This window comes from Halorubrum trapanicum, from assembly GCF_002355655.1.
In the GTDB taxonomy this organism is placed as follows: domain Archaea; phylum Halobacteriota; class Halobacteria; order Halobacteriales; family Haloferacaceae; genus Halorubrum; species Halorubrum trapanicum_A.
The window spans coordinates 213,571-234,410 of sequence record NZ_AP017569.1 but is presented as its reverse complement, the minus strand read 5'-3'; the positions used below and the strand labels follow the sequence as shown (position 1 = coordinate 234,410).

The following is a 20,840-nucleotide window of genomic DNA, read 5'->3' as shown; positions in this document are numbered from 1 at the left end:
AACCCGTTTTACGCGCCCGGCCGCAGATCGATCAATGACAGATCCGGTTCCGGTCGCCGTCCCCCGTAAGGGACGCCCGCTCGAAGCGGTGTTAGAGCGGATCGCGGCCGTCGCGGACGACGACCGCCTCGACCGGCTCGCGGACGGCGTGAGCAACACGCTCCGGTACGAGAAGGCCGTCACGAAGGGGTCGGTCGACGCCGACGCTGGCCCGTACGAGCGGCTCGCCGAGTACTCGGACCCGGAGACACCCGCCGAGCCGGAGTTCACGCTGCTGCGCGACGATCGGAACGGGAAGCCGCGTCGGATCGTCTTCGACGCCGCGACGGTCGATCTGGGCGACGTGACGGTCAAGCTCGTCGGTCGCGAGGAGCCGTTCCGCGCGCTTCGAACCCACGAGTTCGCGCTCGGATTCGACTCCGCGGACCTCGTCTTAGAGGAGGTGGTCGGGATTCGAGACGCCGGGCTCGGCAACATCTCCGACATCAACGACCGCATCGACCCGGTCGACACCGACGTGCGCGTCGTGACCGGGCTCGGCGACACGGTGTACCACACTCTGATGGGACGCGAGGACCGACGTGCCCCGAACACGACCTTCGACCGCGGGTACCTCGCCGACTACGACGGCCCGCTGTGTATCTCGCCGCGGTACGAGCGCCTCGTCACCGCCGTGTTGGGCACCGACGCGCTCGACGGCATCGAGTTCGTCTATCCCGACGCGGACGAGGAGGAAGAGGCCGCGATCGCCCGGGTCGGCCTCGGCGTGTACCTCACCGTCACCGGCTCCACGGCGCGCGAACACGGGCTCTCCGTGGGCGAACACCTCTTCCCGAGCGAGACGGTTCTGATGCGTAACGCGGCCGAGACAGACGGTTCCGTCTCCAGCGTCCTCCGGGCGCTCGAACGCGAGGCGGCCGACTCCGAGATCCGCGTCTGAGTCCGCGTATCGTATAGCGGCATGAAATATACATGTGCGGACTCAGATGGGCTTCGGCCCGACGCGCGCGATCGACTCGTCGCGAGTACCGCGGAGTAGCCAAACGATCTGCGATCCACGCGACCGTTTCGAACTACTGCCGACGACGCACCGCGGGCCGTGCCCGGATACCCGGGACCGTTGGCCGAGCCGGTTGGTAGGGATCCGAGGGCGGTAGACTTCGGGAGGCGTTTGGGTGAGGTTTGCGACTCCAAGAGATATTCGAATATCTGGACCCCGAAGTCCCGATTGAGAGTGCTAGAATTCGAGATATTACTTTCGCGGCGGCGGAAATAGAGTACCACTTGCCGAGATAAGGTCACTTATCCAGAAATCTGGGATAGATTGAAGGCGCGGCCGTGAGAACCGTCGTCCGAGAACGATGGGAGGCGATCGACAGTCGGTGAAGACGTACGTGCCGACGGAACAGAAGGAGGTGTGGCGCGACCACGCCGACGAGCTTGACATGTCGCTGAGCGAGTTCGTCAGGACGATGGTACAGGCCGGGCGCCGGGGATTCGCCCCGGCCGACTCGGGAGACCGCGAGGAACCCCCGTCCGAGGCCGCCAACCCCGGGGGTCACGACCTCGAAAGGGCCGTCCGGACGGCTCTCGAATCCGGACCCTGCTCGTGGGACGAACTCGTCGAGGCGGTGGTCGGCGACGTGGAGGACGAGCTGGAGTCGACCCTCGACGACCTCCAGGAACGAAACCGGATTCGGTACAGCGGGCGGGATGGGGGGTACGTTTTGGCCGATGAGTAGCACCCGCGCGGCCCCCGATCCCGACGACCCGATCGGTTACTTCCTCGAAGATCTCACCTACCACGGCAAGACCGATCGGACCAGAGCGGCGTACGAGCGCGTCCTCAGGCGGTTCGAGGAGTTTCTCGACGGCACGGAACCGAGGGCGGCGACCCATCGGGACTGTATGTCGTTCGTCCACTCGCTGCGGGGCGACGTCACCGACAGCACGGTCGCGACGTACGCGGCGTACCTCCACCGGTTCTACGGGTACATGACGGAGGTGGGCGCCTTCGACGGCAATCCGATGACGCTGGTGATGGAGGAGATGGACGAGACCGTCGACAAGGACCCGGCGCGTCGCGACATCTCGATTCCGGCGATGCGGTCGTTCGTCGCCGAGATTCGCCACCCGCTCCACCGCGCACTCGTGGTAACGCTCCTGAAGACCGGGATGCGTGTCGGCGAGCTCTGTAACCTCGATCTACGCGATCTGGCCGTCGAGGACCCGGACCTCGAAGAGGCCTACTCGTTGGGGAACCGGCCGGCGCTGTCCGAGCGACCGAATTCGCTGTACGTGACCGCCGACGCGACCGTCGGCGAGGAGCTGAACGGCGAGGTCCGGACGGCGGCGAACAAGCGGAAGCGCGGGACGGTAATCCCGGTCGACGACGAGCTGCGCCGGACGATGAAGGCGTGGCTCGCAGTGCGGCCGGACTCGCCGTCGCCCGCTGAGCCGCTGTTCGTCGGTACCGCGGAGGGGTGGGGCGAGCGGCTGGCGCCGCAGGCCGTCAGACACGTCGTCGAGCGGTACGCCCGCGAGGAGGGGTGGTACCGGACCGGCGGCGGCGCCGACGAGAACGTGACGCCCCACTACTTCAGGCACTTCTTCACGACACATCTCCGGGACCGGACCGGTGACCGCGGCGTGGTCAAGTACCTGCGCGGTGACGTCGCCGACGACGTGATCGACACCTACACCCACAACTGGGGCGACCAGGTCCGGGAGACGTACGAGGCGAACGTCTATCGGCTCCTCGTCTGAGCGACCGAGCCGGTTTGGTCGTATTCAGTTGACTTCGGTCGGTCAGGAATCTGTTCGACGCGAGACTGATAAATCTTATATCGCGATATACAATTCGGGGTCGCGCGGCGCAGACCGGGAACCCCGCTCCGAGTGGTCGGACTGCGGGACGGACCGTGAGACGGGTCGACCCCGACTACACTTTCGAGGAGGCGGCGAGCAGGTCGGGGACCGACTGACCGGTGGCGTCGGGGATCTCGAGGGTGACCCGCTCGGCCTCGTACGTCTCCATGATTGCGCCCGGTCCGCCGACGGTGAACTCCTCGGTTCCGTCGTCGAGCACCAGCGCGTTCTCGATCGGGATCTCGTTCGTCGTCGGTTCGACGAGCCCCTGTCGCACCTCAGTTACCCGCCCGCGCCGCGTCTCGAACGGCTCAGAGGACCGGGAGGGACGCACGGACACCTCCGCGATCAGTTCGCGGTCGCGGCGGCGGTGGAGCGTCGCGTCCAACACCGCGTGCCTGAACCGGTCGTACGTCACCGGGGGGTCGCTCGGCCCGTCGACGTAGACCTCCGTCGCGAGCGGCCAGTAGTTCCCGAGGAACGAGCCGACCAGCGCCGGCGAGAGCCGGTCTTCGGTGAAGCCGATCGCCTGCTGGTCGGTGGGGGGCCCGACGACGACCTCGGGCGGGGAGAACAGGCCGTGGGTCCGGTCGACGCTGAGGATCATCGGCCCGGTGTGGTCCCAGACGCGTACCGCGCTGCCCAGCCCGTCGAAGCGGTCCCTGTCGACCCCGTCGGTTCCGTCGTCGTCATTGACCAACACGAGGGTGAGCACGCCGCGGTCGACCGCGGACCTGAGGTCGTCGGCGAGGTCGGAGACGATCGACGCGTGGACCGAGAGGCTCACCTCGTTTTCCGCCTCCCGGAGCAGCCGCGCAATGCGGTTTCTGACGGTCGAGTCCGACTTGAGGACCTCGTATCGCCGGTCGACCTTCGGGTCGGGCTCGTAGAGCGCGTCCAGGTTCCCTTCGAGCGCGGAGAGGGTATCGGAAAGCCGGTCGACGACGGTCGATGGATCCGTCGCCCGGACGGTCGTCGGCGTCTCATGGTCGTGTATCTCGACGAGCCCGCGGTCCTCGAACTCGCCCAACACGTTGTAGACGTATCGCTTTGATACGTCGGCCCCCTCGGCGATAGCGCTCGCCTTCGCCTCGCCGAGGGTCAGGATCGTGGTGTACGTGTCGATCTCCTTGTCGGAGAACCCGAACGACTTCAGTTGGTCCCGGAGGCCGGGATCGGCTCCGCTCATGACGCCGTCCTTTCACGGGACGGATAATGAAGTACCCGGACGGGCCGGGAGTTCGGTCCGCCGGTCAGTCTTCCTTCGCGTACGGCTCCCCGACGGCCGCCGGCACCCGCGTGTATCCGACCGCGACGAGCACGACGAGGACGGCGACGTACGGGAACAGCCCCGTGATGCTCCCGGGAAGCGAGATGCCGGCGGTCTGTAGCTGGATCTGGAGCATGTCCATCGCGCCGAACAACAGGGACGCCCCGTACGTCCCGAGCGGATTGTAGTTGCCGAACAGGTACGCGACGATCGCGATCCAGCCGCGGCCGTCGACCATCGTCACTCCCGTCCCGGTGAAGCCGCTCCCGATGCCTATCGACAGCACCGCGCCGCCGAGGCCGGCCGCGAGTCCAGAGAAGACGAGGGTGGCGTAACGGACGCGGTTCACGTCGACGCCGGCCGTGTCGAGCGCCTCCGGGTTCTCTCCCGCGGCCTGAACCCAGTAGCCGTACCGGGTCCGGAACAGCACGACCCACGCGCCGACCGCGAGGAGGACCGTGAACAGGACCAGCGGCGACGCGTCGAAGAACAGCCGTCCCGCGATCGGAACCTCGGAGAGGACCGGCACGGCGACGTTGTCGATGTTCGGCAGCGACGGGCTCGAAACGCCGCCCCAGACGATCGTGGAGATGAACGGTCCGAAGCCCAGCCCGACGAACCACACCGCGAGCCCGGCGACGATCTGGTCGGCCTCGTAACGGATCAGGAGGACCGCGAACAGCGCCGCCAGCAGGCCGCAGACGAGCGTCGCGGCCAACACGCCGACCCAGAGATCCGCTTGGCCGACGGCGTCGCCGCCGGAGACCGTCCAGGCCGCGACCGCTCCGAACAGCGCGCCGAATATCATGAACCCCTCAAGCCCGATGTTGAACACGCCGCTCTTCTCGGCGTAGAGCCCGCCGATTCCGGCCAACGCGATCGGCGTCGCGGCCTGAAGCGCCCGCTCCATCGCGCCGACCGTCACGAGGTCGCTACCGGGGATATCGGCGACGAGGAACGCGAGCAGGACGGCCGCGAGCAGCGCGAGACCGCCGACGAACGCCGCGCGGTCCGCCAGCGCGTCGCGGACGGCGCTCATCCGTCGTCACCCCCGAGGCCGGTGTACCGTCCGGCGGCGCGAAACAGCTCCGGCGCCGCGACGAACAGGACGATCAGCCCGATCACGCCGTCGACCAGCTCGCTGGGCACGTCGAGCGTGAAGCCGATGTACTGCCCGCCCGCGTCGAGCCCGCCGAAGAGGAGCCCGGCGGGGATCACTCCGAGCGGGTTGTTCGCGGCCAAGAGGCTCACGGCGATGGCGTCGAAGCCGAACGTCGGGAACGTGTTCGGGTCGCTGTAGTACCCCAGGATCATCACGGCGAACAGCGCACCGGCGAGCCCGGCGATCATCCCGGAGAGGGTCATCGTCCGGACGATCATCCGGTTCGGATCGACGCCGGAGTACTTCGCGGCGGGCTCCTGGTAGCCGCTGGTGACGAGGTCGTAGCCGGACCCCGTCTGCGTCATGTACACGTACACGACGGCGACGGTCAGCAGCGCGATCGCGAACCCGATGACCGAGAACGACGGGCTCCCGAATGCGAACCCCGGCAGGTCGACGTAGTCGGGGAACGCCTCCGTGTTCGGCGCCGCCGCCCCCGGCGGACGCAGGTACGCGTCCAACAGGAAGTAGACGACGCCGGAGGCGATGAAGTTCAACATGATCGTCGTGATGACCTCGTTCGCGTCGGCGTACGCCTTCATCAGCCCGGGCAGCGCGGCGTACGCCCCGCCGGCGGCGACGGCGGCCCCTCCGGCGACGATCATCAGGGCGACGCCGACGAGGGCGTTCCCTGGAAGCAGCGGCGCCAGGAACAGGATCGCGAGGGTGGCGGCGAACCCGCCGACGACGAACTGCCCCTGAACGCCGATGTTCAGCACGCCGGCGCGGAACGCGACCGCGACGGCGACGCCGGCCAGGATGAGCATCGTCGACTGGCGGAGCGTGAAGGCGACGTTCGAGAGTTCGCCGACAGCCCCGTACACGAGCGAGTAGACGAACTCGACGGCGTCGTATCCCGACAGGGCCACGATGCCGGCGCCGATGACGAGCGCGAGGGTCGTCGAGACGATCGCGATGGCGATCCGCTCCAGCACGGACGCCCGGAGCATGCGGTCGACGATCCGGTCGAGCGCGGCCCGGACGTGCGAGGGACCGACGTCGCTCACGCGTCTCCCCCCGCATCGAGCGCGACGGTGTCGGGCCCGTCCAGCGACCGTCCGGCCATCATCAGTCCGAGCTCCTCCTCGGTCACGTCGCCGGGGTCGACCACGTCGACGAACTCCCCCTCGTACATGACGGCGGTCCGGTCGGAGAGCCGCTTGACCTCGTCGAGCTTCGAGGAGACCAGGATCACGGCGACCCCCTCGTCGCGCATCTCGCGGAGCCGCTCGTGGATGAACTCGATCGACCCGATGTCGACGCCCCGCGTCGGATGCGCGGCGACGAGCAGCGACGGGTCCCGCTCGAGCTCGCGACCCACGACGAACTTCTGTTGGTTCCCGCCGGACAGCGACTCGGCGGTCGCGTCCGCGTCCGGCGGACGGACGTCGTACTCCTCGACGATGTCGTTCGCGTGGTCGGTGATCGCCCGCCAGTCGAGGAACGCGCCCTCCGCGAACGGTTCGACGGTCTGGTTGCCGAGCAGCGCGTTCTTGACGAGGCTGTACTCCTGGACGAGCCCCTCTCGCGTCCGGTCACCGGGAACGTACGCGATCCCGGACTCGATGCGCTCCCGCCGGCTCAGCCCCGTGATGTCGTCGCCGGACAGCGCTACGGCGCCGCGTTCGGCGGTCCGCATGCCGGTTATCGCCTCGATCAGCTCCCGCTGTCCGTTGCCCTCGACGCCGGCGATGCCGAGGATCTCGCCCTCCCTGACGGCGAAGCTCACGCCGTCGACTTGGCGGATCCCCCGCTCGTCGTCCGCGCAGACGCCGTCGACGGAGAGGGCGACGCCCCCGGGAGACCGCTCCCGCGCTTCGGCGTCGAAGAGCACCTCGCGACCGACCATCATCCGGGCGAGGTCGTTCCGAGACGTCGCGTCGGCGTCGACCGTCCCGACCGCGCTGCCGTCCCTGAGAACCGTTATCTCGTCGGCCGCCGTCATCGCCTCGTCGAGCTTGTGCGTGATGAAGACGAGCGACCGCCCGTCGTCGGTGAGCGCGCCCATGACGTCGAACAGGCCCTCGACCTCCTGCGGGGTCAACACCGCCGTGGGCTCGTCGAAGATGAGCGTCTCCGCGCCGCGGTAGAGGCTCTTGACGATCTCGACGTGCTGCTGGACGCCGAGGCCGAGGTCCTCGACGTCCGTGTCGAGGTGTTCGTCGACGGAGAACCCGTAGGCGTCGCAAATCTCCCGGACGCGTTCGCGCGCCTCGCGGTCGTCGACGAGCCCGTTCCTCGACGGCTCGTGGCCTAAGACGATGTTCTGAAGGACTGTCATAGTGTCCACCAGCTGGAAGTGCTGATGGATCATCCCGACCCCGGCGTCGATCGCGTCGCGCGGCGACCCGAACGTCCGCGGCTCGCCGTCGACGGTCACCGTCCCCTCGTCGGGATCGTAGAGACCGTACAACACCTTCATCAGGGTCGTCTTCCCGGCGCCGTTCTCGCCGACCACGGCGTGGACCGACCCCTTCCGCAGGGTGAAGTCGACGCCGTCGTTCGCGACGACGTCGCCGAACCGTTTCGTGATGTCGGTGAGCTCGACGGCGGGCGCGTTGTCTGTGGGTTCTGGCATAGTGGAGAAATACTCGCGGGCACCGCCCGCTGTCAGCAACCGCCGGCGCTACAGGGGACCGTGACCTCCCCGTCGATGATCGCCTGCCTGCTCTCTTCGAGGTTCTCTGCGGCGACGTCCGGGAGGCTGTCGCCGACCGCCTGCCCGAACACGACCTCGACCGCCTCGGACTCGAGGCCGAGGACGTTGGCCCCCTGAACGCTGGACCAGTCGTCTTCGACGACCGCCTCGGCGACCTCGTAGGTCCCCTCGTTGATGTACTTCACCGCCGACGCCATGATGACGTCCTGGTAGTCCGGGAGGGTCACCGACTGGTCGGCGTCGACGCCGATCGCGAACCGATCGGCCTCCTGTGCGGCCTGGAACACGCCTTGCCCGGCCGCCGCGGCGGCGTGGTACACGATGTCGGCGCCCGCGTCGTACTGGGAGGTGGCGATGTTGTTCGCGGTCTGGGTGTCGGTGTAGTTTCCGATGTAGCCGACGTTGACCTCGATCCCCTCGTCGACCCACTCCACGCCGGCACGGTAGGCGCGCTCGAACGCGTTGATGAGCGAGCCGTCGACGCCGCCGACGAACCCGACGACGCTCTCGTCGGGGTCGAGGGAGTTACCCTCGTGAGAGAGCTCGCGCGTGGTCATCGTCCCGGCCAGCACGCCCGCTTGGAAGGACATCTGGTGGTTCGCCCACGTGTACCCCGCCACGTTGGGCTGGTCGACGGACGCGTTGATCAGCATCCAGTTCTGGTCCGGGTACTCCTCGGCGTTCGTCTGGAGCGCCTGCGTGTGGTTGTAACTGACCAGAACGATGAGGTCGTAGTCCGGGTCGCCGCTCTCGGCGAGCTGCGACTGGACCGTCTGGTAGTTCGACTGGTTGGTCTCTTCGACCTGCTGAATCTCGATGTCGTACTCCTCGGCCGCGTTCTGGAGCCCGTCGAGCGCCAAGTCGTTGAACGCTTGGTCGCCGAACCCCGCCGGGCTAGAGACGATGGCGACGTTCGTCGTCTCGTCTCCCCCGTCCGAACCATCTGAGCCGTCCGAACCGTCTGAGCCGTCCGAACCATCTGAGCCGTCCGACCCGTCCGAACCGTCATCGGTGAGACACCCTGCGAGCCCGGCGATTCCCACCGCCCCGACTCCCGCCTTCAGAACGTCGCGGCGCTGCGATCCGCGATCCGACTCGGTTGTCTCTGGGCTGTGCGTCGACCCGTTCCCGTTGTTATCGCTGTCAGTCATAACTTCCGCCTCAAATTAACCGGCCCCTGAATAACATAAATAATTGTCTACTATACTCACCGGCGCTACCAATGATAAAAAAGCGTGAGAAATCCCTTTATCGCGATTCGGGCTGGGAGGCCGATCGAGGCGGCGCGCGCGAGCGCGACGAGACTCCCGCGCGGCGAACGACCTCGGCGACCGCGGTGACGTCGAACACGAACGTCTTCCCCTCGCTCCACGTCTCGCTCTCGATAGCCGCGTTCGCCGTCGCGTGGCGCTCGCGGCGAGCCTCCCCCGGTGGACCGCGGTCTCTGGTGCGCTCGCGGCCGGCGTCGTCTACTCGACGATGTACCTCGGGATCCACTGGGCGACCGACGTCGTCGCGGGCGCCCCCCTTGACGTCGGGTCGGCGGCGGTCGGAGCGCGGATCGTGACTCGCGTCGAGGGGCGGTCGCCCGGCGAAGCGCCCGACCCGCTCGACGGCCCGACGGCGGATCCCAAGCCGGGCGACGACTGATGGAGTCGACGAGCCGGGTTCCCGTCGACGGGTCGAAGCGACGCGAGCGTCCGGGAGCCGCCGCTCGCGGCGCGGCGAGAGAGGAAGCCCGTAGAGTCCGGTTCGAGCGTCCGCTACTCCTCGTCGAGCAGGCTCTCGACGAGGGCCTCGGGGTCGAACCGAGTGATGTCGTCGTACCCCTGTCCGGTGCCGAGGAAGAGGATCGGCTTCCCGGTGACGTACGCGACCGAGATGGCGGCGCCGCCCGAGGAGTCCGCGTCGGCCTTCGTCAGTATCGCGCCGTCGATCGCGGCGGCGTCGTCGAACTCCTTCGCGCGGTTGACCGCGTCCTGGCCCGCGACCGCCTCGTCGACGAACAGCGTCATGTCCGGGTCGACGACGCGGTCGATCTTCTCCAACTGGGCCATCAGGTCGTCGCTCGTGTGAAGCCGGCCCGCCGTGTCGCCGAGGACGACGTCGATGTCGTTCGCCGCGGCGTACTCGACGCCGTCGTAGATGACGGCCGCCGGGTCGCCGCCCTGGTCGTGGCTGATCAGGTCGCGGCCGAGCCGGTCCGCGTGCTCGCGGATCTGCTCGTTGGCGCCCGCCCGGTAGGTGTCGCCGTTCGCGAGGACCGACGAGTAGCCGCGGTCGGCGAGCCACTCGGAGAGCTTCGCGATGCTCGTCGTCTTCCCGACGCCGTTGACGCCCGTGAAGACGATGGTGACCGGCTTGTCGGCCTCGGCGATCCGCTCCTCGAAGTCGAACTGCCCGACCGCGATCACGTCGAGCAGGGCGTCGTGAAGCGCTGACTCGACGAGCTCGCCGGTCGTCTCGACCTGCTTGCGGGACTCGCCGAGCATGCTCTCGCGGACGCTGTCGAGGATCTGCTCGGCGACGCTCATCTCCACGTCGCTCTCCAACAGCGCCATCTCGAGGTTCCACAGCGGCTCCTCGAGGTCCTCTTCCTCGATGATGATCCGACCGGTTGCGAACGCCTTCGCGCGCTGGAAGGTGCTCGGCTCGTCGTCGTCAGACGCCGAGTCGTCGTCCGCGGTCGGTTCGTCGGAGGCGGTCTCGGCCTCGACTCCGGCGGTCTCAGCGGTGGCTCTGGCGTCCCCGGTCGAAGAGTCGCTCGCGTCGCTCTCGGCGGTCGCCTCGTCGGGCGACTCGCCCGCTTCTTCCTCGACCTCGGCCGACTCCTCGACGTCCTCGCGGAAGCCGGAGAGCTTGTCTTTCAGTCCGTCGAACACGGTCGGGGTCCTCCGTTACTCCCCGTCGCCTTCCTCGCCCTGCTGCATCTGCTGCATCTGCTGCTGTTGCATCTGCTGTTGCATCTGCTGGGCCTGCTGTTCGAGCTCGTCGCTCTCGGACTCCAGCTCTTCGACCTCTTCCTCGGTCTCTTCGATGCGGTCGTCGAGTGCCTCCTGCTTGCGCCGGAGGACGTCGATGGCGTCGTCCTGCTCCTGCTCCGCGGAGTAGTTGCCGCCGAGGGAGACGATGACCTCGTCGATGTCCTGGACCTCCGCGCGGAGGTAGGCGCCGCCGCCGAGCGGGACCTGAACGGTCGCGCCCGTGTCGAGCGTCTCGATGGCCTCGACCGCGTCGTCGATGTCGGCCTTCTCCTCGCGGTAGTCCGCGATCTCGGCTTCGAGCGCCTCGATCTCCTCGTCGAGTTCCTGCAGTTCCTGGGAGAGCTGCTGGAGCTGCTGTTGTCCGCCACCCATCATGCCTCGGACACCTCCTCGATGTCGATCTGGGTACGCTTGCGGTTGTGCTGACTCCCGACCGTGGTGTAGATCCGCTCGCGGGCGAGATCCTCGTTTTCCGCCTCAACGTCCTTCGTGAACGGCTGGTCGCCGTCTCGGCTCTGGAACCGTCCACTCACCGTGTAGGTACTCATGTTCCCCGATCCGGCAGGGACAGGGAAGTATCTTCCTAAAAAGGGACAGGCGGCGAGGCGGCCGGGGTCGGAACGAATCGGCCTCGAACGACGGCGGAGCGGTCCCGAAACGTGGGTTTCATCCCGAGAGATCCGCGCGGCGGAACCGGACGACGGCGAGGGCGACGAGGACGGTCGTCGCCGCGAGCAGGACCGCCGCGCCCGTGAGGTCGTACTCGCCCAGGACGAGGACCGCGGAGGGGTCGTAATGCGCCGTCGGGCTGAGGTCTCCCGCCTCGGCGTAGTCGGTGCTCGCGGCGACGGACTCGAACATGAACAGCGCGAACAGCGCGCCGAGCGCGACCCGCTGGGCGATCCCCGGGCGCGAGACGAGCGTCGACACGGCGATCCCGACCGCGACGCAGGTCAGGTGGTACGGCACCGCGAGCGCGTGGACCGCGACGAGCCGCTCGACCGCGATCGTCTCCCCCACCGCGACGACGCCGACGTACGCGACGACCGGTAGGACGAGGTTCAACAGGGCGACGAGCGGGACCAGCCCGAGGAACCGCCCGATCACGACGTCGCGACGGGCGACCGGTGCCGACAGTGTGAGGTCCATTCTGCCGGAGGCGACGTCGCCCGCGATCGTTCCCCCGGCGAGGTACGCGAGGTAGAGCCCGACGAGGAGCAGCCACGCGAACTGGTAGAACTCCACCGCGAGGAACCCCTCGATGGAGGAGATGGCGATGATCCCGAACGCCTCCTGAAACGCCGGCGGGAACGCCTCGACGTACGCGTCGAGGTCGATCCCGGCGGTCGACAGCGACGGGAAGAAGGCTAAGAAGAGCAGGAGGAACGCGGATAGGAGCCCGGTCGCCGCGAGCGAGCCGCGAACGCGGCCGGCGGCGTCGTACCGCGCGATCGCGAGCCACGGAGCGGGGCGGTCGCTCACCGACCGTCACCCCCCGACTCCGCGGGCGCGTCTCGCTCCGCGTCGCTGCCGGGTGCTCCACCGGCTCCGCGGCGTGCCGCGCCGCCACCTCCGGTCGGCCCCGGTACGTCGCCGTCGTAGAAGGTCATGAACGCCTCTTCGAGCGGCGCGTCGACGACGTCGAGGTCCAGCACGGTGTATCCCGAGAGCAGGTCGATCAGCGCGTCGTACTCGCCCGTCCACGTGAACGAGACGGTCTCGCCGACGCGGAGGTTCAAGATTCCGCGGACCTCGAAGTCGGCGCGCTCGACCTCCTCAGCGACGCGGACGCGGACCTGCTTCCCGCCCCGGGACCGCAGTTCGGAGACGGACTCGACCGCGACGAGGTGGCCCTCTCGGAGGACGCCCACGCGGTCGCAGAGCGCTGCTACCTCGCCGAGGACGTGCGACGAGAGGAGGACGCTGGCCCCGTCGTCGACGCGCTCGCGCACGAGGGCGGCGAACTCCTCCTGAAGGAGCGGGTCGAGCCCGGAGGTCGGCTCGTCGAGCAGCAGCAGGTCGGGGTCGTGCATGAACGCGGCCACCAGCGCAACCTTCTGCCGGTTCCCACGCGAGAGGTCGGCGATGCGGCGGGACTCGTCGAGATCGAATCGGTCCACGAGGTCGTCGCGGCTCGACGCGCCCCGGAGCGCCGCCTGGTGGTCGAGGAAGGCCTTCGCGGTCCGGTCGCGGTCGAGTCCGGGGTCGCCGGGGAGGTACCCGATCCGCTCGCGGGCGCGCCGCGACTCGATCGGGTCGGTCGCGTCGTGACCGAGCAGCGCCGCGCCGCCGCTCGTCGGCGACAGGAACCCGAGCAGGGTGCGGATCGCGGTCGTCTTCCCCGCGCCGTTCGGGCCGAGGAAGCCGAACACCTCGCCGTCCTCGACGGCGAAGGAGACGTCTTCGATCCCCCGGACGTCGCCGTAGTACTTGGAGAGCTTCCGACACTCGATGGCGGGCATACCGTCCCTAACTCCGCTTCGACTCTTAAATGTGGGAGTGTCGGCGAGCGGGAGGCGGAAGCGGCGGCGAGCGGCTCAGTCGATGAAGCCGAGCGTCTCCTCGATCCGGCCCAGCTCCGGGCCGGTCGTGTCCTCGCCGACGACGTACCCCTCGTCGGTGGCGACGAGGCCGGAGCCGACGAGCGGCGCGCCGTAGTTGACGGTGCCGAGGTCGGCGCGGACGTCGAGCGCCTCCTCGACCGCCTGAAGCTCCGACTCCGTCGACTGGGGGTGACAGAGCACGCCCGTGTCGTTGGCGACCGCGGCGGTGCCGACGGTGCGGACGTCGCCGAGGTCGCCGCGGGTCACGGGGACGTCGAGCGCGTCCTTGACCGTCTGAATCGCCTCGCGCGAGAGGTCCGGGTGGACGTACGCGCCGTAGTCGTTCGCGAGGACGACGTTGCCGGCGGCGTTGATCTCGCCCGGGAGCTCGTGGACCGGGGCGCCGGCGGCGTCCGCGATCCGGTCCTTCTCGCGCTCGGTCGCGCGCGAGGAGACGAGCACGCCGTGCTCGTTGCCCGTCGCGAGCGCGCCGACCGTGTTGGACCGACCGACCGTCGTCGGCAGCGGCTCCGCGCCGAGCTCCGCGCCGAGGTCCTCGGCGAGTTCCTCGTCGACGTCCGGCCGGACTAACAGGAGGTCGTCGACGGCGCGGGCGAACACGCCCACGTACGACGAGCCGGTGAAGGTCGCCCGTAACACGTTACTCGGCGTGTTCGGCCTCGACGACCGGCTCGCCGTCCTCGACGAACCGAGCCGCGCGGACCCGCACCGTGCTGGGCGGGTTCTGTCGCCCGTTCTCCCAGACGGCCTCGTTGACGGAGCCGTCGATGATCACGTCGTCCTCGTCGACGGAGAAGTGCTTGGCGAGGTGCTGACGGGTGATCTTCATGGCGTAGTCGGCGCGCTGCTGGACGGGCTTCTCCTTGGCGTCGCGGAGCGGGACGGTGACGACGCGCTCCTCGAAGTCGTTCGTCGACATTTACTCGTCCAGGTCGTTCCGGCGCCAGTTGCGCCGCTTGGGGTTTCGCGTCACGTTCATGTCCGTCTTCATCATGACCCACGCGGGGACGCGGGTGTTCTGGCGCTCCGCCTTCGCCAGACGCTTCTTTTGAGCCTTCGACTTGTCTCCCATAGTGGCGCACACTTTCCGCGGAGCGCATAAAACCCCTTCCATACGGGGTCGGGCGAGGCGGCCGCCAACCGTCGCTTGACCGCCGCGCTGCGCGCGCAGGGACCCAACTTCCGTCTGCTACCGTTCCCGCTCAGCGATCCCAGTATAAATCCGGTAACAGCGGTCGAGGACATCGAGGCTCGCGCTCTCGGTGTCGGTGTGCGCCTCGCCGGGCTCGGAGGCGCCGCAGACCAGGCACTCGGTGCCCGCCTGCGCCAGCCACCCCGCGTCGGTCGCGTGCGGCTTCGTGACGTGTTCGGGCGCGTCGAGGCCGCGCTCGTCGTGGACCGCGCGAGCGGCGTCGAGCGCGGCGTCGGCGAACGCCGCGTCGCCGCAGGCCATCGGCGGGAGGTCCTGGTCGACGACGAGCTCGACGCCCGGCGTCGCGTCGGCGACGCCCGCGAGGTCGGCGCGGCCGCCGGGAACCGTGCGCTCGTCGACCGTCGCCTCGCAGCGCTCCGGGATGACGTTCCACGTCTCGCCCCCGTCGACGATCGTGACCGCGAGCGACCCCGACACCTCGTTCCCGAGGACCGTCGCGTCCGGGACGTCGAGGTCGCGGACCGCGTCGATCGCGTCGCAGGCGCGGTAGATCGCGTTCTCGCCCGCCTCCGGCTCCGACGCGTGCGCGGCCTCCCCACGGGCCACGAGCCGCGACCCGCGGCGCCCGCGGTGCGCGACGACGACGTCCGTGACGCCCGGCTTCGAGTAGTTCGTCGAGCCCTCCGCGACGACCGCTCGGTCCGGCGCGAACCCGGCGTCGATCGCGTGTCGCGCCCCCTCGCCGCCGACCTCCTCGCCGACGAACGACGCGAAGATCAGCTCCCGGCCCGCGGGCGGCGTCGCGTCGCGGAAGGCGCACATTGCGGCCGCGACCGAGCCCTTCATGTCGGCGGTCCCGCGGCCGTAGATCCGGCCGTCGCGCCGCTCGACGACGTACTCGCCGTCGAGGCCCTCGCCGGTCGTCTGCTCGGGCGCCGGGGGCACCACGTCGTGGTGGCCGACGAGGGCGAGCGAGTCGGCGTCCGGGTCGTCGGTCGCGCCCGCGAACGCGAGGACGTTGCCGGCGTCGTCGCGCTCGACCGTCGCGTCCGTCTCCGCGCGCAGCCACTCCTCGATCGCGTCGCCCGCGGCCGTCTCGTCCTCGTGGGAGGGGATGGAGACGAGCCGCTCGGTCAGGTCCGCGAGTTCGTCCATGACGCCAGTGGCGGCCGTCACCGCTTAAGCGCGTCCCTCGGAGGTCGACAGGAACGACCGCGGCGGCGGGCGACCCGCCTCACGTGGTGAACAGCTCGGTGTCGTCGGGCACCGCGAACAGCCCGAGCCTGACGCCGGCGTCGAGCCAGCCGTAGCCGTACGAGTACGAGGCGAGCGCGTTCACCGGGTCGCCGTCGTCGCGGAAGTGCCGGCCGTCGTCGAGGTACGACTCGGCCATCTCGGTCACGTCGGCGGCGGCCTCGCCGAGCGGCGTGTCGGCCGGGGGACGCGGCTCCGCGACGGCGAGCGCGTCCGCGAGCATCCGCTCGTAGCGGTCCGTCTTCTCCGCAAGGTCGGCGGGCATGCGACGTGGTTCCCGCGAGCGAACAAAAAGGTCGTCGGGTAGCGAGGTTTATGTTCGACGCGGCCGGGAGACGAGACGATGCCCTCCGATGGACCGCCCGAGGTCGGTCGCGGCCCGTCGCACCCGCTGGACCCCACCGGTCGCGGGGCGCTCGCGCTCGTGCTCGCGACGAACCTCCTCCCGCTCGCCGGCGTCGTCGCGTTCGACTGGCGGGTCGGCGAACTGCTCGCGGTGTACTGGATCGAGGTGGTCGCGATGGTGTTGGCGTACAGCGCCGCCGCGCTGTTCGCCGAGCGACCGATCGACCTGGACGACCGCGCGTTCTACGTCATCGGCTACTCCGAGGACACCGAACTCGACGAGGAGCGGTGGGAAACGACGCCCGAGCCGATCCACCTCGCCTCGTGGCTCCCGCCCGTGTACCGTCGGAACGCGAGCGTCGTCGTCCGGTCGCTCGGCGTCTTCTACTTCGTCGCGTTCCCCCTCGCGTGGGTCGGCGGCGACATTCTCTCGTACGCGACTCCGAGCGTCGGGGTCGCGGCCCTCGGCGTCTGTCTCGCACAGATCGCGGAGGTGCGCCGCGAGTTCTTCGCGGAGCGGGCCTACGAGGAGCAGTCGCCGTACATGGTCGTCGAAGCCGCCCAGCGGGTCGTCCTCTTCTACCTCGTCATCGGACTGTTCTCCGTGCCCGCCGTCGCGGTGGCGCTGCTCGTGGTTCAGGGACTCGTCGGCGCCGGGACGCTCGACGCGGTCGCGGCGGCCGTCGGACCGCAGGCCGTCCTGCTTCCGTTCCTCGTGCCGATCACGCTCGCGAAGACGCTCGTCGAGTGGAGTCGACGGCGGGCCTTCCGCGAAGACGATCCGGACGGAATCGCGACGTGGTTCACGGGCGAGGACCCGCGCCGGGAGTGGAAGCAGACGGAGGAAACCGCGGGGGAAGACTGATCCGGGCGAGGCGCGGTCGGCGGCGAAAGCGCAACGCCGATACGCCCGGCCGCGAAACGAGCGGCCATGTACGAGGCCGTTCACGCCTACCCCGACGGGGAGGCGACCGCCGCGCGCCACGCCGCGACCGCGGCTCGGCACGGCTACGACGGGATCGTGGTGCGGTCGCGCGACGCGCTGGATCCGGTCGATGGCGGCGGTGGACCCGGCGACGGCGGCTCGGCCGCGGCGGACCGCGACGAGAGCCCCGTCCGCGACCCGGACGCGCTCCGCCAGGAGTACGGGATCGACGTCGTCGACGCGGTCGAGATCGACGCCGACGACCCGACGAGCGCGTCGGGCGCGGTCGGGAACTACCGGTCCGACCGGACCGTGGTCTGCGTCGTCGGGGGCGACGACGCCCTGAACCGGTTCGCGGTCGAGCAGGCGCGCGTCGACGCCCTCGTCCGCCCGATGACGGGCGGCGGCGACGTCAACCACGTCCTCGCGAAGGCGGCGCGCGACAACGGGGTCCACGTCGAGTTCGACTTCGGGCCGGCGCTGCGCGAGACGGGCGGGAAGCGCGTCCGGGCGCTCGCGGACCTCCGGAAGCTCCGCGAGATCGTCGACCACTACGACGCGCCGTACGTCGTGAGCGCGAACGCGCGCTCGCACCTCGAACTCCGGGCGCCGCGCGAGCTCGTCGCGGTCGGCGAGGCGATCGGGTTCGACCCGGAAGCCGTCCGCGAGGGGCTTCGGGCGTGGGGCGACCTCGTCGAGCGCAACCGGGAGCGCCGCTCCGAGGGCTTCATAGAGCCGGGGGTCCGACGTGGTAGGCATGAAGAAGACGGTTGCTGAACACGCCGAGCGGTTCTCCGAGAAGGCGGCCGCGTACGACGACTCGAAGAGCGACGAGTACCACGCCTGCGCGAGCCTCGTGATCGAGCACGCCGCGCCCGAGGCGGACGACGTCGTCCTCGACTTGGGCGCCGGGACGGGCGCCATCGCGCTGGAGGTCGCCGGAAATGCCGAGCGCGTCCTCGCGCGAGACGTTAGCGAGGGGATGATGGAGGAGGGGCGCGAGAAGGCGGCCGAGCGCGGGCTCGACGACGTCGAGTTCGCGTACGGCGAGTTCCGCGATCCCGGCCTCGACGCGGACCAGCGGGTCGATATCGTCACCTCGAACTTCGCGCTCCACCACCTCGCGGACGACGAGAAGCGCGAGGCGATCAGTGTGATGGCCGAGACGGGCGCGCGGCGGATCGTCCTCGGCGACGTGGCGTTCTTCGAGGAGCCCGACCCCGAGGAGCCGTTCTACAGCCCCGAGGTGGACGACCCGGCGACCGTCGGCACGCTGGTCGAGGCGTTCACCGACGAGGGGTTCGCGGTGACCGCCGTCGAGCGCGTCCACGACCAGGTGGCGGTGATCGTCGCGGAGCGGATCCGGGAGCTCCCGGCGTGAGGAGTTCGCAGTGAAGCACCTCCCCAAACACCTCCGGCCGCGGTGGCGCTACCTCGCGGTCGGGATCGAGTCGTGGGCGGACGCCGAGATTGGCCGGCGGGCGTTCCAGCGCGCGCTGTGGTACAGCGCCGGCAACCTCCTCGGCGACGCCGGCAGCGCCGACGCCGACCTCACGCTGCTGTCGTTCGCGCACGCGGACGGGACCGGCGAGGCCGTCGTCCGCGTCAGACACGGCCACGTCGCCGAGGCGCGCGCCGCGATCGCCTGCGTGAGCGAGGTCGACGGCGAGCCGGTCGGAATCCTCGTTAGGGGGATTTCGGGGACGGTACGTGCCTGTGAGGAAAGATATATGGGTCGCGCGACCGCCAGTTCGACACAGCGAGACGTCGCGTTCGAGGGCGCCGAGCGGGCCGCGACCGTGCGCGGAGACGCGCGCGACGTGCGGACCGAGTCGGGTCGCGTCGGCGCGACGGCGTTCGACACCGAGTGATATCATGCAGGGACAATCCCAACAGCAGGCGTACGACCGCGGCATCACAATCTTCTCTCCGGACGGCCGACTCTACCAGGTCGAGTACGCCCGGGAGGCGGTGAAACGAGGGACGGCGAGCGTCGGGATCCGCGCCGAGGACGGGGTCGTCCTCGCGGCCGACAAGCGCGCCCGCTCCCCCCTCATGGAGCCGGAGAGCATCGAGAAGCTCCACAAGGCCGACGACCACGTCGGCGTCGCGAGCGCGGGCCACGTCGCCGACGCCCGCCAGCTCATCGACTTCGCGCGCCGGCAGGCGCAGGTGAACCAGCTCCGGTACGGCGAGCCCGTCGGCATCGAGACGCTGACGAAGAACATCACCGACCACATCCAGCAGTACACGCAGGTCGGCGGCGCGCGCCCGTTCGGCGTCGCGCTCATCGTCGGCGGCATCGAGAACGGCGAGCCGCGCCTGTTCGAGACCGACCCCTCGGGGACCCCCTACGAGTGGCAGGCGCTCTCCATCGGCTCGGACCGCAGCGACCTCCGCGACTACCTCGAGACGGAGTACGAGGAGGGGATCTCGACCGAGGAGGCGATCGGGCTCGCGCTCGACACCCTCGCGCAGTCGAACGACGGCGAGCTGACCCCCGACGGCGTCGGCGTCGCCACGATCACCGTCGACGACCCCGAGTACGCGGAGCGGTCGACCGACGAGATCGAGGCGATCCTCGCCGAGCGCGACCTGCTCGCGAGCGACGAGGACGCGGCGGACGGCGAGGACGCGGCTGACGGCGAGGACGCGGCGGACGGCGACACCGACGAGGAGTAAGTCGTCGTCGCCGCAGCGTGCCGTGCTGCGAACGCCACGTCGACGCGGACGCGGCCGCGACGGCCGGGTCGTCCCCTTTTCGACGCTTCGGTCGGGAGAGTTATGCCCTCGGAGAGCGACCGGAGAGGCGTGCAGAAGACGGCACTCATCACCGGCTGTTCCTCGGGCATCGGTCGCGCCGCGGCGCACGCGTTCCTCGACGAGGGATGGACCGTGTACGCCACCGCGCGGAACCCCGCGGACGTCGAGGCGCTCGGCGAGGCGGGCTGCGAGCTCGCCACGCTCGACGTCACCGATCAGGACGACGTCGACCGCGTCGTCGAGCGGGTCCTAGACGAGGAGGGCGCGATCGACGCGCTGATCAACAACGCCGGCTACGGGCAGTTCGGGCCGATCGAGGACGTCACCACGGACCGCGTCCACGACCAGTTCGACGTGAACGTGTACGGGCCCCACCGACTCATTCGGGCGGTCCTGCCCGCGATGCGCCGCGAGCGCGACGGGACCATCGTGAACGTCTCCTCGGTCGCGGGGCGGGTGTCGATGCCCGGCGGCGGCGTGTACAGCGGGTCGAAGTTCGCGCTGGAGGCGATGTCGGACGCGCTCCGCAACGAGGTCGCGGACCTCGGAATCGACGTGGTCGTCGTCGAACCCGGCCCCGTGAAGACGAACTTCTCGAAGCGCGCGGAGCGGGAGGCCGACCCCGACGAGCGCGAGGGGATCGATCGGACCGACGCCTACGACGAGTTCTACGCGACCTTCGAGGACGCGAAGCTGATCGGCGGCGACGGCCCCGGCGCGGTCGAGCCGGAGCTCGTCGCGAACGCCATCTACGACGCCGCGAGCGCGACCCAGCCCCCGGCGCGGGTCCAGCCGGGCCCCGTCGCGCGGGTCGGCGTCCTCGCGCGGTTCCTCCCCGACGCGCTGCTAGACAAGGCGTACGGGCTCGTTCGGAACTTCACCTCGTAGGCGGC

The 20,840-nt window shown here is 69.6% G+C and carries 25 protein-coding genes; 10 read left to right on the top strand and 15 right to left on the bottom strand.

Annotated features, from left to right (window positions below; all coding sequences use genetic code 11):
* The first annotated feature begins 34 nt into the window (after positions 1–34).
* The 3 genes from CPZ01_RS01125 (at position 35) to CPZ01_RS01115 (ending at position 2,766) form a co-directional block, all read left to right on the top strand.
* The gene (locus CPZ01_RS01125; RefSeq protein WP_096393026.1) at positions 35–940 is read left to right on the top strand and encodes a hypothetical protein; all 906 of its coding nucleotides are present in this window, start codon (positions 35–37) and stop codon (positions 938–940) included.
* Positions 941–1,361: 421 nt separating this feature from the next.
* Positions 1,362–1,742, top strand: a complete 381-nt coding sequence (locus CPZ01_RS01120; RefSeq protein WP_096393025.1) for a DUF5805 domain-containing protein — start codon at positions 1,362–1,364, stop codon at positions 1,740–1,742.
* On the top strand, positions 1,735–2,766 hold the full coding sequence (locus CPZ01_RS01115; RefSeq protein ID WP_096393024.1) for a tyrosine-type recombinase/integrase: 1,032 nt from the start codon (positions 1,735–1,737) through the stop codon (positions 2,764–2,766). Before CPZ01_RS01120 ends, CPZ01_RS01115 begins: the two co-directional genes overlap by 8 nt.
* A gap of 175 nt (positions 2,767–2,941) precedes the next feature.
* Here CPZ01_RS01115 and CPZ01_RS01110 read toward each other — a convergent pair whose 3' ends face one another.
* From CPZ01_RS01110 to CPZ01_RS01090, 5 genes are all read right to left on the bottom strand, one after another.
* Positions 2,942–4,057: a TrmB family transcriptional regulator gene (locus CPZ01_RS01110; protein WP_096393023.1), complete on the bottom strand. Its 1,116-nt coding sequence runs from the start codon at positions 4,055–4,057 to the stop codon at positions 2,942–2,944.
* Positions 4,058–4,121: 64 nt separating this feature from the next.
* The gene (locus CPZ01_RS01105; protein ID WP_096393022.1) at positions 4,122–5,177 is read right to left on the bottom strand and encodes an ABC transporter permease; all 1,056 of its coding nucleotides are present in this window, start codon (positions 5,175–5,177) and stop codon (positions 4,122–4,124) included.
* Positions 5,174–6,250, bottom strand: a complete 1,077-nt coding sequence (locus CPZ01_RS01100) for an ABC transporter permease (protein ID WP_394338334.1) — start codon at positions 6,248–6,250, stop codon at positions 5,174–5,176. Before CPZ01_RS01100 ends, CPZ01_RS01105 begins: the two co-directional genes overlap by 4 nt.
* 53 nt (positions 6,251–6,303) lie before the next feature.
* Complete coding sequence (locus tag CPZ01_RS01095; RefSeq protein WP_096393020.1) at positions 6,304–7,878, bottom strand: ABC transporter ATP-binding protein; 1,575 nt, start codon at positions 7,876–7,878, stop codon at positions 6,304–6,306.
* Positions 7,879–7,910: 32 nt separating this feature from the next.
* The gene (locus CPZ01_RS01090; protein WP_231899196.1) at positions 7,911–9,002 is read right to left on the bottom strand and encodes a BMP family lipoprotein; all 1,092 of its coding nucleotides are present in this window, start codon (positions 9,000–9,002) and stop codon (positions 7,911–7,913) included.
* Positions 9,003–9,363: 361 nt separating this feature from the next.
* Here CPZ01_RS01090 and CPZ01_RS01085 point away from each other — a divergent pair, with 361 nt between their 5' ends.
* On the top strand, positions 9,364–9,609 hold the full coding sequence (locus CPZ01_RS01085; protein WP_394338332.1) for a phosphatase PAP2 family protein: 246 nt from the start codon (positions 9,364–9,366) through the stop codon (positions 9,607–9,609).
* 113 nt (positions 9,610–9,722) lie between these two features.
* Here the strand turns inward: CPZ01_RS01085 and ftsY are convergent, their stop codons facing one another.
* From ftsY to CPZ01_RS01035, 10 genes are all read right to left on the bottom strand, one after another.
* Complete coding sequence (gene ftsY, locus CPZ01_RS01080; RefSeq protein WP_096393019.1) at positions 9,723–10,841, bottom strand: signal recognition particle-docking protein FtsY; 1,119 nt, start codon at positions 10,839–10,841, stop codon at positions 9,723–9,725.
* A 15-nt stretch (positions 10,842–10,856) separates the two neighbouring features.
* A complete protein-coding gene (gene pfdA / locus CPZ01_RS01075) occupies positions 10,857–11,315 on the bottom strand; it encodes a prefoldin subunit alpha (RefSeq protein ID WP_096393018.1) in 459 nt (152 codons plus the stop codon).
* Positions 11,315–11,491: a 50S ribosomal protein L18Ae gene (rpl18a, locus tag CPZ01_RS01070; RefSeq protein WP_004595730.1), complete on the bottom strand. Its 177-nt coding sequence runs from the start codon at positions 11,489–11,491 to the stop codon at positions 11,315–11,317. The genes pfdA and rpl18a overlap by 1 nt, the downstream gene beginning before the upstream one ends.
* A gap of 118 nt (positions 11,492–11,609) precedes the next feature.
* Positions 11,610–12,425 carry an ABC transporter permease gene (locus CPZ01_RS01065; RefSeq protein ID WP_096393017.1) on the bottom strand — a complete coding sequence of 272 codons (816 nt, stop codon included), beginning with the start codon at positions 12,423–12,425 and terminating at the stop codon, positions 11,610–11,612.
* On the bottom strand, positions 12,422–13,405 hold the full coding sequence (locus CPZ01_RS01060) for an ABC transporter ATP-binding protein (RefSeq protein ID WP_096393016.1): 984 nt from the start codon (positions 13,403–13,405) through the stop codon (positions 12,422–12,424). Before CPZ01_RS01060 ends, CPZ01_RS01065 begins: the two co-directional genes overlap by 4 nt.
* A 75-nt stretch (positions 13,406–13,480) precedes the next feature.
* The gene (locus CPZ01_RS01055) at positions 13,481–14,146 is read right to left on the bottom strand and encodes a translation initiation factor IF-6 (RefSeq protein ID WP_096393015.1); all 666 of its coding nucleotides are present in this window, start codon (positions 14,144–14,146) and stop codon (positions 13,481–13,483) included.
* Between the two features lies 1 nt (position 14,147).
* Positions 14,148–14,426, bottom strand: a complete 279-nt coding sequence (locus tag CPZ01_RS01050) for a 50S ribosomal protein L31e (protein ID WP_096393014.1) — start codon at positions 14,424–14,426, stop codon at positions 14,148–14,150.
* Complete coding sequence (locus CPZ01_RS01045) at positions 14,427–14,579, bottom strand: 50S ribosomal protein L39e (protein ID WP_004050128.1); 153 nt, start codon at positions 14,577–14,579, stop codon at positions 14,427–14,429.
* 117 nt (positions 14,580–14,696) lie between these two features.
* A complete protein-coding gene (locus CPZ01_RS01040) occupies positions 14,697–15,815 on the bottom strand; it encodes a M20 family metallopeptidase (protein WP_096393013.1) in 1,119 nt (372 codons plus the stop codon).
* A gap of 79 nt (positions 15,816–15,894) precedes the next feature.
* On the bottom strand, positions 15,895–16,179 hold the full coding sequence (locus tag CPZ01_RS01035) for a DUF357 domain-containing protein (RefSeq protein WP_096393012.1): 285 nt from the start codon (positions 16,177–16,179) through the stop codon (positions 15,895–15,897).
* Between the two features lie 78 nt (positions 16,180–16,257).
* Here CPZ01_RS01035 and CPZ01_RS01030 point away from each other — a divergent pair, with 78 nt between their 5' ends.
* From CPZ01_RS01030 to CPZ01_RS01005, 6 genes are all read left to right on the top strand, one after another.
* Positions 16,258–17,124 carry a DUF6498-containing protein gene (locus CPZ01_RS01030; protein ID WP_096393011.1) on the top strand — a complete coding sequence of 289 codons (867 nt, stop codon included), beginning with the start codon at positions 16,258–16,260 and terminating at the stop codon, positions 17,122–17,124.
* Between the two features lie 66 nt (positions 17,125–17,190).
* Positions 17,191–17,961, top strand: coding sequence for an RNase P subunit p30 family protein (locus tag CPZ01_RS01025; protein ID WP_096393010.1), 771 nt, complete (start codon positions 17,191–17,193; stop codon positions 17,959–17,961).
* Positions 17,942–18,565 (top strand): class I SAM-dependent methyltransferase, encoded by a 624-nt coding sequence (locus CPZ01_RS01020; protein ID WP_096393009.1) that lies wholly within the window; start codon positions 17,942–17,944, stop codon positions 18,563–18,565. Before CPZ01_RS01025 ends, CPZ01_RS01020 begins: the two co-directional genes overlap by 20 nt.
* Positions 18,566–18,575: 10 nt before the next feature.
* The gene (locus tag CPZ01_RS01015; RefSeq protein WP_096393008.1) at positions 18,576–19,055 is read left to right on the top strand and encodes an Rpp14/Pop5 family protein; all 480 of its coding nucleotides are present in this window, start codon (positions 18,576–18,578) and stop codon (positions 19,053–19,055) included.
* A 4-nt stretch (positions 19,056–19,059) separates the two neighbouring features.
* Complete coding sequence (gene psmA / locus CPZ01_RS01010) at positions 19,060–19,866, top strand: archaeal proteasome endopeptidase complex subunit alpha (RefSeq protein WP_096393007.1); 807 nt, start codon at positions 19,060–19,062, stop codon at positions 19,864–19,866.
* Positions 19,867–19,968: 102 nt separating this feature from the next.
* Complete coding sequence (locus CPZ01_RS01005; RefSeq protein WP_096393006.1) at positions 19,969–20,835, top strand: SDR family oxidoreductase; 867 nt, start codon at positions 19,969–19,971, stop codon at positions 20,833–20,835.
* Positions 20,836–20,840: the final 5 nt, after the last annotated feature.

Coding starts and splice junctions, on each gene's coding strand:
- CPZ01_RS01125 (WP_096393026.1), top strand. CDS start 35: ATGACAGATCCGGTTCCGGTCGCCGTCCCCCGTAAGGGACGCCCGCTC.
- CPZ01_RS01120 (WP_096393025.1), top strand. CDS start 1,362: ATGGGAGGCGATCGACAGTCGGTGAAGACGTACGTGCCGACGGAACAG.
- CPZ01_RS01115 (WP_096393024.1), top strand. CDS start 1,735: ATGAGTAGCACCCGCGCGGCCCCCGATCCCGACGACCCGATCGGTTAC.
- CPZ01_RS01110 (WP_096393023.1), bottom strand. CDS start 4,057: ATGAGCGGAGCCGATCCCGGCCTCCGGGACCAACTGAAGTCGTTCGGG.
- CPZ01_RS01105 (WP_096393022.1), bottom strand. CDS start 5,177: ATGAGCGCCGTCCGCGACGCGCTGGCGGACCGCGCGGCGTTCGTCGGC.
- CPZ01_RS01100 (WP_394338334.1), bottom strand. CDS start 6,250: ATGCTCCGGGCGTCCGTGCTGGAGCGGATCGCCATCGCGATCGTCTCG.
- CPZ01_RS01095 (WP_096393020.1), bottom strand. CDS start 7,878: ATGCCAGAACCCACAGACAACGCGCCCGCCGTCGAGCTCACCGACATC.
- pfdA (WP_096393018.1), bottom strand. CDS start 11,315: ATGGGTGGCGGACAACAGCAGCTCCAGCAGCTCTCCCAGGAACTGCAG.
- rpl18a (WP_004595730.1), bottom strand. CDS start 11,491: ATGAGTACCTACACGGTGAGTGGACGGTTCCAGAGCCGAGACGGCGAC.
- CPZ01_RS01060 (WP_096393016.1), bottom strand. CDS start 13,405: ATGCCCGCCATCGAGTGTCGGAAGCTCTCCAAGTACTACGGCGACGTC.
- CPZ01_RS01050 (WP_096393014.1), bottom strand. CDS start 14,426: ATGTCGACGAACGACTTCGAGGAGCGCGTCGTCACCGTCCCGCTCCGC.
- CPZ01_RS01045 (WP_004050128.1), bottom strand. CDS start 14,579: ATGGGAGACAAGTCGAAGGCTCAAAAGAAGCGTCTGGCGAAGGCGGAG.
- CPZ01_RS01040 (WP_096393013.1), bottom strand. CDS start 15,815: ATGGACGAACTCGCGGACCTGACCGAGCGGCTCGTCTCCATCCCCTCC.
- CPZ01_RS01035 (WP_096393012.1), bottom strand. CDS start 16,179: ATGCCCGCCGACCTTGCGGAGAAGACGGACCGCTACGAGCGGATGCTC.
- CPZ01_RS01030 (WP_096393011.1), top strand. CDS start 16,258: ATGCCCTCCGATGGACCGCCCGAGGTCGGTCGCGGCCCGTCGCACCCG.
- CPZ01_RS01025 (WP_096393010.1), top strand. CDS start 17,191: ATGTACGAGGCCGTTCACGCCTACCCCGACGGGGAGGCGACCGCCGCG.
- CPZ01_RS01020 (WP_096393009.1), top strand. CDS start 17,942: ATGAAGAAGACGGTTGCTGAACACGCCGAGCGGTTCTCCGAGAAGGCG.
- psmA (WP_096393007.1), top strand. CDS start 19,060: ATGCAGGGACAATCCCAACAGCAGGCGTACGACCGCGGCATCACAATC.
- CPZ01_RS01005 (WP_096393006.1), top strand. CDS start 19,969: ATGCCCTCGGAGAGCGACCGGAGAGGCGTGCAGAAGACGGCACTCATC.